This window comes from Microbacterium sp. NPDC087589, from assembly GCF_044743635.1.
GTDB lineage: Bacteria > Actinomycetota > Actinomycetes > Actinomycetales > Microbacteriaceae > Microbacterium.
On sequence record NZ_JBIUWV010000009.1, the window covers coordinates 1 to 13,566 of the forward strand.

At 69.4% G+C, this 13,566-nt stretch carries 11 protein-coding genes; 1 reads left to right on the forward strand and 10 read right to left on the reverse strand.

Going from position 1 to position 13,566, the window contains the following annotated elements; genetic code table 11:
* Positions 1 to 435 precede the first annotated feature (435 nt).
* The 8 genes from rocD to ACIOU8_RS16870 form a co-directional block, all read right to left on the reverse strand.
* Complete coding sequence (rocD, locus tag ACIOU8_RS16835; RefSeq protein WP_400791938.1) at positions 436 to 1,647, reverse strand: ornithine--oxo-acid transaminase; 1,212 nt, start codon at positions 1,645 to 1,647, stop codon at positions 436 to 438.
* The gene (gene ddaH / locus ACIOU8_RS16840) at positions 1,644 to 2,531 is read right to left on the reverse strand and encodes a dimethylargininase (protein WP_400791940.1); all 888 of its coding nucleotides are present in this window, start codon (positions 2,529 to 2,531) and stop codon (positions 1,644 to 1,646) included. The genes rocD and ddaH overlap by 4 nt, the downstream gene beginning before the upstream one ends.
* A 162-nt stretch (positions 2,532 to 2,693) precedes the next feature.
* Positions 2,694 to 3,740 carry an NAD(P)-dependent alcohol dehydrogenase gene (locus ACIOU8_RS16845; RefSeq protein WP_400791942.1) on the reverse strand — a complete coding sequence of 349 codons (1,047 nt, stop codon included), beginning with the start codon at positions 3,738 to 3,740 and terminating at the stop codon, positions 2,694 to 2,696.
* A gap of 1 nt (position 3,741) precedes the next feature.
* Positions 3,742 to 3,972 (reverse strand): helix-turn-helix transcriptional regulator, encoded by a 231-nt coding sequence (locus tag ACIOU8_RS16850; RefSeq protein ID WP_042541438.1) that lies wholly within the window; start codon positions 3,970 to 3,972, stop codon positions 3,742 to 3,744.
* Positions 3,972 to 4,406 carry a hypothetical protein gene (locus ACIOU8_RS16855; RefSeq protein WP_400791944.1) on the reverse strand — a complete coding sequence of 145 codons (435 nt, stop codon included), beginning with the start codon at positions 4,404 to 4,406 and terminating at the stop codon, positions 3,972 to 3,974. Before ACIOU8_RS16855 ends, ACIOU8_RS16850 begins: the two co-directional genes overlap by 1 nt.
* A gap of 395 nt (positions 4,407 to 4,801) precedes the next feature.
* Positions 4,802 to 8,494: a proline dehydrogenase family protein gene (locus ACIOU8_RS16860; protein WP_400791946.1), complete on the reverse strand. Its 3,693-nt coding sequence runs from the start codon at positions 8,492 to 8,494 to the stop codon at positions 4,802 to 4,804.
* Between the two features lie 130 nt (positions 8,495 to 8,624).
* Complete coding sequence (locus ACIOU8_RS16865) at positions 8,625 to 9,452, reverse strand: hypothetical protein (protein WP_400791948.1); 828 nt, start codon at positions 9,450 to 9,452, stop codon at positions 8,625 to 8,627.
* Positions 9,452 to 10,012 carry an acyl-CoA thioesterase gene (locus ACIOU8_RS16870; protein ID WP_140038192.1) on the reverse strand — a complete coding sequence of 187 codons (561 nt, stop codon included), beginning with the start codon at positions 10,010 to 10,012 and terminating at the stop codon, positions 9,452 to 9,454. The genes ACIOU8_RS16865 and ACIOU8_RS16870 overlap by 1 nt, the downstream gene beginning before the upstream one ends.
* A 130-nt stretch (positions 10,013 to 10,142) precedes the next feature.
* On the opposite strand from ACIOU8_RS16870, the gene ACIOU8_RS16875 reads away from it, so the two are divergent.
* Entirely contained in the window at positions 10,143 to 10,649 is a 507-nt protein-coding gene (locus ACIOU8_RS16875; protein WP_140038193.1) for a GNAT family N-acetyltransferase, read from the forward strand.
* A gap of 128 nt (positions 10,650 to 10,777) precedes the next feature.
* Here ACIOU8_RS16875 and ACIOU8_RS16880 read toward each other — a convergent pair whose 3' ends face one another.
* Positions 10,778 to 12,592 (reverse strand): cytochrome b/b6 domain-containing protein, encoded by a 1,815-nt coding sequence (locus ACIOU8_RS16880; RefSeq protein WP_400791951.1) that lies wholly within the window; start codon positions 12,590 to 12,592, stop codon positions 10,778 to 10,780.
* A 2-nt stretch (positions 12,593 to 12,594) separates the two neighbouring features.
* Complete coding sequence (locus ACIOU8_RS16885) at positions 12,595 to 13,566, reverse strand: electron transfer flavoprotein subunit alpha/FixB family protein (protein ID WP_400791953.1); 972 nt, start codon at positions 13,564 to 13,566, stop codon at positions 12,595 to 12,597.

A 13,566-nucleotide genomic window follows, 5' to 3' on the forward strand; every position in this document is an offset into this window, starting at 1 on the left:
CATTTGACAAGTGCACGCTGTTGAGTTCTCAAGGATCGGATGCTCCCACGACCCAGTCATCACAACCAGGCCCGAAGGGCAACTTCTCTATCTTATCTTCGCATTTCAGGCTGTCAAATCGACACGCCGTAATGTTCAGAACCAGATCTGCAGCTCGGGGCTCAAGGCCGCCGAGGCAACTTCACTAGCTTATCCGTTCCGGAGTCGCTGTCAAATCGACCGCTTCTCCGTAGTGGAAGCTCCAGGTCAGACAGAAGTGTGTCTGCGATCTGCTCTGAAGAGCTGATCGAGTGGAGGTGGTTCTCCGCTTGAGGGGGGTGAAGCTCTCGGCCTCTCCGCTTCCCTGTGGGGCGAACAAGTAATAAGTTACGTGGGTTCCGGGGTTCCGGCAAATCCAGGCTGTCCGCCGGGCGTGTCGCCCGGCGGACAGGGATTTCAGCCCCCCAGGACCAGCTTCAGCTGCTCGACGGCCCAGTCGAGCTCGGTCGCTCGGATCACGAGCGGGGGCGCGATGCGGATGGTCTGCCCATGCGTGTCTTTCACCAGCACTCCGCGGTCGAGCAGCTTCTCGGCGATCTCACGCCCGGTGCCCTTGTCTGGGTCGATGTCGACACCTGCCCACAGGCCGGCGATGCGCACCTCGGTGACTCCATGACCCAACAGCGGCTCGAGACCCGCGGCCAGGTGAGCGCCGAGTGCGCGAGCGCGCTCCTGGAACTCCCCCGACTCGAGCATCTCGACGACGCGCAGGCCCACGGCCGCGGCGAGCGGGTTGCCTCCGAACGTCGACCCGTGCTCGCCGGGTCGGATGACTCCGAGCACCTCGGTGTCGCCCACCACAGCCGAGACCGGCAGGATGCCGCCACCGAGTGCCTTGCCCAGCAGGTACAGGTCGGGCACGACCCCCTCGCGATCGCAGGCGAAGGTCTCGCCCACTCGTCCGAGTCCGGACTGGATCTCATCGGCGATGAACAGCACGTTCTTGTCGTCGCAGATCTCCCGGATACGACGCAGGTATCCCTCGGGCGGGATCACCACTCCGCCCTCACCCTGGATGGGCTCGATCAGCACGGCTGCGGTGTCTTCGGTGATCGCAGCAGCGATGGCATCCGCATCCCCGTAGGGAACCACGTCGAAGCCCGGCGTGTAGGGCCCGAAGTCGGCTCGCGCCTGCTCGTCGTCACTGAAGCTGACGATCGTGGTGGTGCGGCCATGGAAGTTCCCGGCGGCGACGATGATCCGTGCCCGACCCTCGGTGATGCCCTTGACTCGATACCCCCAGGCGCGGGCGACCTTGATGCCCGTCTCGACCGCTTCGGCACCGGTGTTCATCGGCAGCACCATGTCTTTGCCGGCGAGCTTCGCGAGCGCCGCCGCGAACGGCTCGAGCCGATCGCTCTGGAACGCACGGCTGACCAGCGTGACCCGACCGAGCTGCTCGGTGAGCGCGGCGACGAGAGCAGGATGCCGGTGGCCGAAGTTCACCGCCGAGTAGGCGGCGAGCAGATCGAGGTACCGCTTGCCCTCGACATCCGTCACCCAGGCTCCGTCACCGCGCGCGATGTTGACCGGCAGCGGGTGATAGTTGTGGGCGACGTGCGGCTCGGCGCTCGCCCCGACCCCGACGCCCGCGTCGACGGCGGTCACGCCTCACCGCGCAGTTCGAGGGTGCAGCACTTGATGCCGCCGCCGCCGAGCAGCAGCTCGGAGAGGTCGACCATGATCGGGTTGTAGCCGCGCTCGCGCAGCTGCTTCTCGAAGCCGAGCGCGCGCGGCGAGATGACGACGTTGTATCCGTCGCTCGCCGAGTTGAGGCCGAACACTGATCCGTCCTCGTCGGACACGAGGATCGCGTCGGGGAATCGCTCCTCGAGCACAGCGCGGCTGGCGTCGTCGAAAGCACCGGGCAGGTATGCGATGTTCGCGCGCTCGGGCCCGCCGTTCTGGACTCCCTGCACGGGGTCGAGCACTGCGATGGCGGTGTCGAGGTGATAGAAGCGCGGGTCGACGAGGTTGAGCGACACGACCTCACGGCCGAACACCTCTCCGACCTCGCGATGGCTGTCGCCGGTCGAGCGGAAGCCGGTGCCGGCGAGGATCACATCACCGACGAGCAGGAAGTCGCCCTCACCCTCGTTGACCTCTTCGGGGATGACGGTGTCATAGCCGGCTCCGCGGAACCAGTCGGCGAAAGCGGGCGCCTCGCCCTGACGCTCGACGAAGCGGAACTTCGGCACGTACGCCCGGCCATCGATCAGGAACCCGCCGTTGGCGGTGTAGACCATGTCGGGATACCCGGCGAGGGGCTCGATCAGCTCGACCTCATGCCCCAGCTCGAGGTAGAGGTCGTGCAGCTTCTGCCACTGCTCGACGGCTCGCGCGGTGTCGGTCGGCTTGGCCGGCTCCATCCACGGGTTGATCGAGTAGTTCACCGTGAAGTGCGACGGCTTGCACATCAGATAGCGACGGTGGTGTGCGGTGCGGACCGGGGCTGCGGTCTCGGATGCCGGCGCAGTGGTTTCGACAGACATGGGGCTCCTCGAACGGATGCGGCGGACGCTGTCCAGGGGCCCGGCGGTCCTTCGACCGCGTCGCTCGGTGTGAGTCGACGCCAGGGGAAGATGCGACTCGGGCACGCCAGCATCCATTCTGTCACCCGCCCCCTGGACGCCGCCAGAGCGCGGCACCTCGGGTCAGGTTCCGAGCACGACCACCTTGCCCACCGTGTGGCCCGCTTCGAGGTGAGCGAGGGCGGCGGATGCCTCGTCGAAGGCGTACTCCCGCTCGATCACGGGTGTGATGCGCCCCTCCGCGGTGAGCTCGAGCAGCTTGGCGAGGATCTCGGGTCGAGCCGTCGCCGCCAGCGAATGGATGCGGCGGCTCGACCCGATCGACAGGAACGCCGCCTTCAGCATCCGCGGGATCGGTCCGAGCACGTGCCCTCCGTCACCGGTCACGAGCACCACCGAGCCGCCGCGCACGACGAGTCGCTGGAGTTCACGAAGACCCATGCCGCCGACGATGTCGATCACCGCGTCGAACTGCGCGGCCGGCAGGTCGGCCAGCGGCGACGTGCGGTGGTCGAGGGTGCGCACGGCGCCGAGGTGCTGGACGAGCCGCGAGTTGCGGTCGCCGCACGTGGCCCAGACTTCGGCACCGCGCAGAGCAGCGAGCTGCACCGCGAACGTGCCGACTCCCCCGGACGCGCCGATCACGAGAACGCGCGGAACGTGCCCGGCGACGCTGCCTCTGGCCGAGCGAAAGCCGATCCCCGCACGGTCGAGGGCCTGCCAGGCCGTGCCAGCCGAGACAGCCAGGCACGCCGCCGTCTCGGAGGTGACATCGGGCGGGATCGGCACGAGACGCGCGGCGGGCACTGCGACATGCGACGCGAGTCCCCCGCCTCCGGTGAGCTCACCCACGACACGTTCTCCGAGCTCGGCGCCGATCGCGTTGGGGCCCACCGCCACGACGGTTCCGGCGACCTCCATGCCGCGCACCGGATACTTGGGACGCGTCAGGCCGAAGATCGGGCGCACGAGCAGCGGATCGCCGAGCATGAGGCGGACATCACCGGCGTGGAGCGCGGTCGCCTCGACTCGCAGCACCACCTCGCCGCGTCGAGGCACGGGAACGGGGATCTGCTCCAGTCGGAACCCATCAGCCGAGCCGTAGGTCTCGCGACGCCACGCCGGCATCATCGCGGTCTTGTTCGTCGGGGTCTTGTCGGCCTCGGTCATGTCACACCTCCGTGCTCGTGGGTTGCGGATACTGGAACAGGTCATCGAGCCCCACGCCGAATGCGCGGGCGATCTGGAAAGCGAGCTCCAGCGACGGGGAGTACTTCTCCTGCTCGATCGCGATGAGCGTCTGCCTGGTCACGCCGATGCTGCGGGCGAGTTCGGCCTGGGTGAGTCCGGCCGCTTCGCGGTGAGCGCGGATGCGGTTGGAGACGAGTGTGGGCTTGACCATCAGACGAGTCCCCGACGGTAGGCGACGACTCGCGCGACGCTGCCGACCATCGCCGAGACGGCGAACCCGGCGAACATGGTGTTGGCGATCCAGAAGACATCGGCGTTCACCGCGCACAGGGCGATGACGCCGAGACCCGCGATGACGACGAAGGCCTGCTCGACCCGGCTGCCCATGCGGCTGATGTCACGGTCGCGGACATCGGACTTGCCGACGCCGTCAGGGTCCTTCGCACCGGCGATCATCCCCCAGACGATGCTGAGCACGATCGTCGCCACGATGCCGAGACCGATGGTCCACATCATGAGCGGGAACCAGTCGACGTCGGTCACCTGTCCACCGGCGGCCTGCTGCAGGACGACGACGACATACGCCCCGATCACCACCACGCCCACGATGAGACCGGCCCAGGCGTTGCGCTCTTCGTAGACCATGATGCTCCCATGTAAAAGATTCTTGACACGAGAGTACGCCTGCGGCATCCGCCATGTCAAGAATTCTTTACACAGTCGCCCGCTGCGCGTGCCAGCCGGGGTCAAAAACGCATCCCTCGTCGCGTGCGGGGTCAAGAACGCATCCCGGATGCCGGATTCCGGTGCGTTTTTGACCCCGCATACCACGGTGGGTGCGTTTTTGACCCCGCACAGCTGCGCGACAGATCGTCTGCGCCGGTGGAGCCGAAAGAGGGTCCCGCCCAGCCGGGGTCAAAAGCGCATCCGAATCGCGCGAATCCGGTGCGAAATTGACCCCGCATGCCGCGGCGGGTGCGCTTGTGGCCCCGGACGACAGGACGCCGAGGGCGGGGCGGGGATGCCGACGCGCACGACGATCAGATGACCGCGGCGCTCCAGTCGTCGGCGTTGCCGTAACGGTGCGCGGTGATCGCGATCGCCTGCTCATGCACGAAGGGCAGCAGCTCGATGCGCCCGGCAGAGGTGACCTCGCCGTCGTACACCGCGAGGTCGGGGTCGCCGTCGACGGCCGCGGCGAGCGCACGGTGCAGCGCGGCCACGGAGTCGCGCGGGCCCACCAGCCGCGCCCGGCTGGGCCGCAGCTCGTCATCGATCGACTCGAGCACGCTCGTCGAGTCGTCGCCGCGGCACCGCATCCGCTCGATCCATTCGTCGTCGGTCTCCATGTAGACGACGGCGCCGAGTTCGCCGAGCGCGTGGCGCACCGCCGGGGGCAGACCGACGGGGGTCGACAGCACGAATCCGGCTCCGGCGCGCACCGCGGCTATGACGACGCGCAGCAGTTCCTGCCAGCCGGCATCCGCAGTGGCCCTGATCGCCACAGGCACCGGACGGTAGCGGAACAGATTGCGCTCGACCCCGAGATGCGAGACGTCGCGCACCTGACCGAACTCACGGTCCCAGGCGAGCGCATCCGAGAGCGCCGAACGACGCAGCCACTCGAACGCCTCGAAGCCGAGCGAGGGCTGCGCCGATTCGATGAGGTCGGTGATGCGCGAGTCGAGCCCGCGCAGATGCAGCGTGCTCGACACCGTGCCGGATCCGGTCGAGCGCCAGGAGCCGAGCCCGATCAGGTAGTTCGGTCCGCCGGCCTTGGCGCCGGGTCCGACCGACGATCGCTTCCATCCGCCGAACGGCTGCCGCTGCACGATCGCACCGGTGATGCCGCGATTCACATAGAGGTTGCCTGCCTGCACCCGCTCGAGCCACAGGGCGAGCTCGGCCGGGTCCTGTGTGTGCAGCCCCGCCGTCAGGCCGTACTCGACCGCGTTCTGCAGCTCGATCGCCCGCTCGAGCGTCGGGGCGTGCATGATGCCCAGCACCGGGCCGAAGAACTCCTCGGTGTGGAACCGCGACCCCGGCTGCACCCCGACACGGATGCCCGGACGCCACAGCCGGCCGGTGGGGTCGTCAGCCGAGAGGGCGGGCTCGATGAGCCACTGCTCGTCGCCCTCGAGTTCGGTGAGCGCCCAGGCGAGCTTGCCCTCGGGGGGTTCGATCACGGGTCCGACCTCGGCCAGCGGATCGGTCGGCCAGCCGACGTGCAGCGACCGGGTCGCATCGGCCAGCTGCCGGGCGAATCTCTTCGACCGCCCGACCGGGCCGACGAGGATCGCGAGCGACGCCGCCGAGCACTTCTGCCCCGCATGCCCGAAGGTGCTGCGCACCAGATCGGCGACTGCGAGATCGAGATCCGCCGACGGGGTGATGATGATCGCGTTCTTGCCGCTCGTCTCGGCGAGCAGCGGCAGGTCGGGTCGCCACGAGCGGAACAGCGCAGCGGTCTCCCACGACCCGGTGAGGATGACGCGGTCCACCGACTCGTGCGAGATCAGCTCGCGACCGAGGTCGCCCTCCTCGATGTCGACGAGCGCGAGCACATCGCGCGGAACGCCGACCTCCCACAGCGTCTCGGCGATGACGGCGGCGCAGCGACGCGACTGCGGGGCGGGCTTGAAGACGACTCCCGAGCCTGCGGCGAGCGCGGCGAGCACTCCCCCGGCCGGGATGGCGAGGGGGAAGTTCCATGGAGGGGCGACGACCGTGACGCGCGCCGGCTCGAATGCGGCACCCGCGACGGCATCCAGCTCCCTGGCCTTGGCTGCGTAATAGCGGGCGAAGTCGACGGCCTCGCTGACCTCGACGTCGGCCTCGGCGAACACCTTGCCCGTCTCAGAAGCGGCGACCTCGATGAGGTCTCCCCTGCGCCCCTCGAGCGCGGCCGCCGCGCGCAGCAGCACCTCGGCGCGGTCGGTGGCGGGTCGCGCGCCCCACAGAGCTGCGGCATCCCGCACTCCGGCGATCGTGCTCTCGAGCGTGTCGGCGTCGGCGACCCGGGCCGCGTCGACGGTCGAGACACCGAGGGTCGAGTCGGCGATGCGCTCATGGATCTCGCGAGCCCAGTCGCGGTTGGCCGGAAGCGACGGATCGCTGTCGGGAGTGTTCGCGAAGCCGGGAGCTCCGCCCGTCGCCTCGTCGAGCTCGCGCGGGGCGTACACCGCGGTCTCGAGGAACGGCCCGCCCGTATCCTCCGAACCGCGGGAGATGCCGAGCACCGCCTGGGTCAGGCCTTCTTCGGGTGCGGGCGCCACGGGCACGGGGCGCATCGACTCGTGCACCGGCGCCAGCCGATCCTGGCTGCGCAGCGCGCCCACCCGCAGCGTCGGCGACGTCGAACGGTCGACGGCGTCGAGGAACCTGTCGCGCTCGCGCACGAAGAGCGACTCGTCGTCGCCCAGCCGGAACGCGGCGGAGAGGAAGTTGTCGCTCGACGCGTTCTCTTCGAGCCGCCGGACGAGATAGCTGATGGCGACATCGAACTCGGCGGGGTTCACGACCGGCACGTAGAGCAGCACCTCGCCGACCTCGCGCGACACCGCCTGCACCTGCCCCTGCGCCATGCCGAGCAGCATCTCGAACTCGACCGGCGGCTGGGAGTTCGCGGCCGCCCTGTCGACAGCACGCACTCCGCGCTCCCCCGCCAGCAACCACGCATAGGCGATGCCGAACAGGTTGTGCCCGGCGATCCCCACGCGCACCGCGTCGACGTTCTCGGGCCGCAGCGCCCAGTCGAGGCAGCGCAGATAGTTCGCGTCGGTGTCGAGCTTGGTGTCGTAGGTGGCCTGGGTCCACCCGTGCATCCGCGCCTCGACCCGCTCCATCGCGAGGTTCGCTCCCTTGACGAGCCGCACCTTGATGGGGGCTCCGCCGTGCTCGACGCGCTCGCGCGCCCAGGCGGTGAGCTGCTGGAGGGCAGGCAGGGCGTCGGGCAGGTACGCCTGCAGCACGATCCCGGCTTCCAGGCCCTCGAGGCGCGGATCCTCGAGGATGCGCGTGAACACCGCGATCGTGAGGTCGAGATCGCGGTACTCCTCCATGTCGAGGTTGATGAACGTGCGATCCGAGGCGGCCGTCAGATACAGCGGCAGCAGTCGCTCGACGACCGAATCGACGACCTCGTCGAACGCCCACATAGAGATGTGGCTGATGATCGCCGACACCTTGACCGACACGTAGTCGACATCGGGGCGACGGATCAGCTCGTGGATGCCGTCGAGTCGTCGCCGCGCCTCGCCGTCACCGAGCACCGCCTCGCCGAGCAGGTTGAGGTTGAGCCTGGCGCCCGATTCGCGGATCTTCGCGATCGCGGGTCCGAGCTTCGCGGGGCGGGCGTCGACCACCAGGTGGCCGACCATGTCGCGCAGCACCCGACGTGCGATGGGCACCACGGGTGTCGGCAGCATCTGAGCGACGCCGCCGCCGAGCCGCACGGCCGACCGCAGGTACCAGGGCAGGAACTCGGGCACGATCGGAGCGATGCGGTGCAGCTGGGATGCCGCAGCGCTCAAGCTTTCGGGGCGCATGACCCCGTCGACGAATCCGAGCGTGAACGGCAGCCCGTTGGCATCCTGCAGCACACCGGCGAGGCGCTCTGCCGCCGGGTCGACATCGGCGGCCGCGGCCTCGATCACCCAGCGGCGGGCGAGCTCGACGGCTCGGTCCGCGAGCGAGACGGATTCGGGATCCGTGGTGGGCATCGGGTCGGCCATGAGCACAGCCTAGGACTGCTGTGCCCGCCTGCCCGTGAGCGACGGTCGCGTCGGGTGGTTCCGGTCGCAGTTCGTGCCGCCGACCGCGCGAACGGGCGACACGAACTGCGACCGGAAACGAGAGAAGGGCTCAGAGCGCGGCGATCATCTCGTCGTATCCCTCGCGGAAGGTCGGATACTCGAGATCGCCGAGGAACTCCTGCAGCAGGCGCCCCTCGAGCACCGTGCCGCCGCCGACCTCCGGGTCGAGATGCGGCGGTGGCGCGACCCCGAGCCGGGAGGCGATGTGCGCGACGACGTCGCCGAGCAGCACCGGCTCGCGATCCACGGCATGGATCAGCGGGGGCGCGGAGTCGGCCCGCAGCATCGCCTCGAGCAGCCGCACGAGATCGGTCTCGTGGATGCGGTTGGTGCGGCGGGTGTGGTCGACCGCCGCGCCCTCGCGCACCCGCCGGATCAGGAAGTCGCGACCGGGTCCGTAGATGCCGGCCGGGCGCACGATACGCGCACCGAACAGCTCCATCGCCAGACGCTCGCCCTCGACCAAGTCACCGCCCCGCTCGCTCGACACCCGGGGCGCGTCACGCTCGGTCAGCGGCGTCTCGCCGGGGCGCCCTTCGAACACTCGCGTCGACGACACGAACACGGCCCGCTCCGGCATCGTCGGCAGGGCCGTCGCGAGCGCCCGCAGCGCCGTCGGATAGATCGAGTCGCCCTCGGTGCTCGGCGGCAGAGTGATCACGACCGAGTCGAATGCCGGCAGCTCGCGGTCGAGCGGATGCCGCAGATCGGCCCCGATCGTCGGGAACGGCATGTCTCCCGCACTGCGTCGCATGCCCGTGACCTGTGCGCCGCCTGCGACGAGGCACTCGCCGAGTCGGATGCCGAGCTTGCCGCATCCGACCAGCAGCACGTCGCCCGGTGCGCGTGTCTCGAGACCCCAGGGATCGGTCATCATCAGTTCCACACGCTCGGCGCCGGGGTGCGCACGGGAGGCAGAGCGGATGCCGCGGCCCAGTCGTGCACCCAGGCGTCGATCTCGGGCACGCCCTCCGGCTTGCCGACGGCGGCGAACAGCTCTTCGTTGCTGACCGTGCCGCCGGTGCGGCGCAGCATCCGCGATCGGACGATGACGCGGGCGTAGATCTCGCCACCGACGACAGCCCTGTGCTCGAGGAACACCGCTTTGTCGTCATGACCGATGAAACGCGACTGCACCTCGAACCGCTGCCACAGCTGCAGCGACTTGCGGAACGTCACGGTCTCGCTCGAGACGACGGCGTACCAGCCGCGTTCGTTCATGGCGTCGAACAGCCCTGTGCGGATCAGCAGATCCCATCGGCCGAGGTCGAAGAGCGACAGGTATCGGCCGTTGTTCATGTGACGGAGGATGTCGATGTCGGTCGGCAGCGTCGTCAGCCGGATGCTGCTGACCGATGCTGCGTCGAGGGTCTTGCCTCGCCGCACGCGGCGACGGGCGGAGAGGATCACGAGGAGAGTGCGCCAGATCACGTTCACGAGCACTGATCGTAGCCATCGACGAACGATTCGCGAACATCGTTGTGCGATCCCTCCAGCACCCCATCGTCGGTCTGGGAACGCTCCCGCTCGATTTCCGGTTCGCGGAGGCCGCGCGTAGAGTCGCGCTATGAGCGCCGAAGCCCAGCCTGAAGTCATCGTCCGTCCGGTCCGTGATGTGGATGCGGAAGCCCTGGGTCGCGTGCACGCGCAGTGCTGGCACGAGACCTACGACCACCTGATCAGCAAGGCCGCACTCGAGAAGGTCTCGCCCCGTCGCATGGCAGAGCTGTGGACGCACTGGGCCTCTCAGGGCCCCGATTTCACGATGCGCGCCGCGCTCGTCGACGGCGAGATCGTCGGCTTCGTCGGCTCAGGTCCCGCTCGCGACAAGGACGCCCCCGCGTTCCGCGAGCTGTACTTCATCTACCTGCTCGACGCGTACCACTCGACCGGCATCGGCCAGAAGCTGTTCGACGCCGCCGTCGAGAAGGACGAGCCCCTCTACCTGTGGGTCGCGGAGGACAATCCCCGCGCACACCGCTTCTATGCACGCAACGGCTTCGCGCTCGACGGCGCGAGCCACACCGAGCCGTTCCTCGGCGAGACGCTGACCGAGGTGCGCTTCGTCCGCTGATCCCGGCGTGCGCTGAGATCAGCGTCCGCTGAGATCAGCGTTCACGATTCAGCATGAACGGCCCCTTGCCACCGGCAAGGGGCCGTTTCGCTGGGTCCGGGAGGGATCCGTGCTGAATCGTGAACGGATCAGCGACCCGAGACGCTGCCGAACAGCTTCGCGATCGGGGCGATGACCAGCGGGCGGGCGGCGACCCAGCCGAGGGCGATGACCACCAGCGACGCCACGAAGACCCAGAACCCGGTCCAGCCGACGGCATCCGATGAGGCGTACATATGGTTGAGGTTGCGCAGGAACCCGGTGAGGAACACCAGCGCGACGTGGCCGATGATGAACACCACGAAGTAGATCATCACCGGGAAGTGCAGCGCGCGGGCCCACTCGATCGGGTAGGCCTTAGACAGCCGCTCGGCCTTCTTGGGCCACATGCCCGACATGCGGAAACCGGTCGCCGCGGCCAAGGGCGCCGCGATGAACACGGTCACGAAATACGCCAGCTGCTGCAGGCTGTTGTAGTTCACCCAGCCATGCTCGGTCGGCCAGTCGAACGACACGTACTGCAGCGCCGCCGACAGCGCGTTGGGGATGACCTCCCAGCTGGTCGGCACGATGCGCGCCCAGTGTCCGGTGACGAACAGCAGCACGACGAAGATCACACCGTTGACGAGCCAGAGGATGTCGAGCGCCTGGTGGAACCAGATCGTCAGACTGACCTTGCCCTTGGGGTCGTTGCGCGGGGTCCAGAAGGCGGTCGGCCTCTTCTCGTTGCGGATGCGCAGGCCCGACCGGATGATCAGCACCATCAGGAACACGTTGAAGAAGTGCGCCCAGTTGACCCACGGCGCGAATCCGGGCTCGACCGCGACGGCCGGCTCGTACTCACCGGGGAAGGCCGCGAGGAAGTCCTGCATGAAGGGGAAGCTCAGCAGCGCCCGCACGAAGGCGACGGCTGCCGCGGCCAGGATGCCGAGGGCTGCGGCCCCGAGCAGCCAGGCGATCGCCTGGGTCCAGGCGGGTCGAGGGCGGTCGGATGCCGGAGCGGTCGCCGTGACGTGCCGCGGAGCACTGCCGTTCCAGACCGTGCGAGGAGCCGGCAGCGGAATCGACGGATCGCCGAGAGCGGGCGCGGTGCGGGTGGCGACTGCAGCCGCAGCATCCTCCCGGTCGTCGATCGCGGCCGGCGCAGCATCCTCCCGGTCGTCGATCGCGGCCGGCGCAGCCGACCGAGCCGACACGCTCTCCACGACCTCGGTGCCGGCCGGCGGCCAGGGCTCGCCCCCCGGCGTGCGCGGCAGCCCGCGACGGACCGACGCCGCGGTCTGTGCCGTCGCACCGCCCACCTCGGGGGCCGACACACCAGATGTCGGATGCTGCGGGGCAGACGGCCCTTCGCGTGGCGTGTCGGCCCCCGAGGTGGAACGGGCGGCAACGTCGGAGGGGGCGGCGCCGGCGACCGCGCGGTCCGCGACAGTGGCGCTGGGCACGGCATCCGCCGGCACGGCACCTCCCGGCACTGCGCTGCCCGGCACGGCACTACCCGGCACGGCGCTGCCCGGCACGGCACCTCCCGGCATCGCATCCGCGGGCGGCCACGGCTCGCCGCCCGGTACTCGCGGAAGCCCCCGACGGACGGAGGCGGAGGGCCGCGCTGTCGCCCCGTCCAACACGGGGGCCGACACACCAGATGTCGGATGCTGCGGCGCAGGCGGCCCTTCGAGTGGCGTGCCGGCCCCCGAAGTGGAAGGCACATCCGCGGCGGGCGCGGCAGCGGTGGGCACGGCAGCGGTGGGCACGTCGGCAGCAGGCACGGGAGCGGACGGCGCGGCAGCGTCAGGCACAGCCGCACGGGTCTCAGCGGCGCCCGGCGTGACAGCGAGCCCGTGAGGCCACGGGTCTCCGCCGGGCACGCGCGGGAGCCCGCGCCTGAGCGTTCGCGTCGCCATGGCTACTTCTTCCGCGCCTCGAGGCCCGCGATCACCTGCGGGACGATCGTGAACAGGTCGCCGACGATGCCGAAGTCGGCGACGTCGAAGATCGGCGCCTCGCCGTCTTTGTTGATCGCGACGATGTTCTTCGCGGTCTGCATGCCCGCACGGTGCTGGATCGCACCCGAGATGCCGAGGGCGACGTACAGCTGCGGCGACACAGAGACACCGGTCTGACCGACCTGATGCGACTGCGGGATGTATCCGGCATCCACTGCGGCCCGCGATGCGCCGACGGCCGCGCCGAGCGCATCGGCGAGCTCCTCGACCAGCACGAACTTCTCTTTCGACGCGAGTCCGCGGCCACCCGAGACGACCCGGGTCGCACCGCGCAGCTCGGGGCGGGACGACGTGGCCTCGACCGCTTCGACAGCGCCCACTGTGGCGGCAGCCGCGCCGGAGGCCGCAACGGTCAGGGTCTCGACGGTCGGCGACGCGACGGCCTCTGCCCGAGCATCGACAGCCCCCTGGCGCACCGTGATCACCGGGGCGCCGAAGGTGGGGGCCGAGTCGGTGAGATAGGCACCGCCATACACGGAGTGGTTCGCGACGATGCCCTCGTCGTCGCGCGATACGCCGACGGCGTCGACCGACAGCGCCAGCTTCGCGCGCACCGCGAATCGGCCGGCGACGTCGCGCCCTGCGATCGAGTTCGAGATGAGCACGGCATCCGGTCGAACCTGCTCGAAGGCGGCCTGCAGCGCATCGACGATCGACACCGTGAGGGTCGTCTCATCGGCGTCGGCCGTCAGCACGACGGATGCTCCGGCGGCGGCCACCTGGGATGCGGCCTCGGCCGAACCGCCGACGATGAGAGCGACCGGAGCGCCGACCGTCGAGGCGGCGCCGATCAGGGCCGCCGTGCTGCTGGCGGGGTGTCCTGCCGGGTCGAGGTCGACCACGACGAGGATCGGGTTCTCGGGGTAGGTCAT

Bases quoted from the DNA above. Each gene is read 5' to 3' on its own strand.
- ACIOU8_RS16885 (WP_400791953.1), bottom strand. From the start codon at position 13,566: ATGACCTACCCCGAGAACCCGATCCTCGTCGTGGTCGACCTCGACCCG.
- ACIOU8_RS16875 (WP_140038193.1), top strand. From the start codon at position 10,143: ATGAGCGCCGAAGCCCAGCCTGAAGTCATCGTCCGTCCGGTCCGTGAT.
- ACIOU8_RS16865 (WP_400791948.1), bottom strand. From the start codon at position 9,452: ATGATGACCGATCCCTGGGGTCTCGAGACACGCGCACCGGGCGACGTG.
- ACIOU8_RS16855 (WP_400791944.1), bottom strand. From the start codon at position 4,406: ATGGTCTACGAAGAGCGCAACGCCTGGGCCGGTCTCATCGTGGGCGTG.
- ACIOU8_RS16845 (WP_400791942.1), bottom strand. From the start codon at position 3,740: ATGACCGAGGCCGACAAGACCCCGACGAACAAGACCGCGATGATGCCG.
- ddaH (WP_400791940.1), bottom strand. From the start codon at position 2,531: ATGTCTGTCGAAACCACTGCGCCGGCATCCGAGACCGCAGCCCCGGTC.
- ACIOU8_RS16880 (WP_400791951.1), bottom strand. From the start codon at position 12,592: ATGGCGACGCGAACGCTCAGGCGCGGGCTCCCGCGCGTGCCCGGCGGA.
- ACIOU8_RS16850 (WP_042541438.1), bottom strand. From the start codon at position 3,972: ATGGTCAAGCCCACACTCGTCTCCAACCGCATCCGCGCTCACCGCGAA.
- ACIOU8_RS16860 (WP_400791946.1), bottom strand. From the start codon at position 8,494: ATGGCCGACCCGATGCCCACCACGGATCCCGAATCCGTCTCGCTCGCG.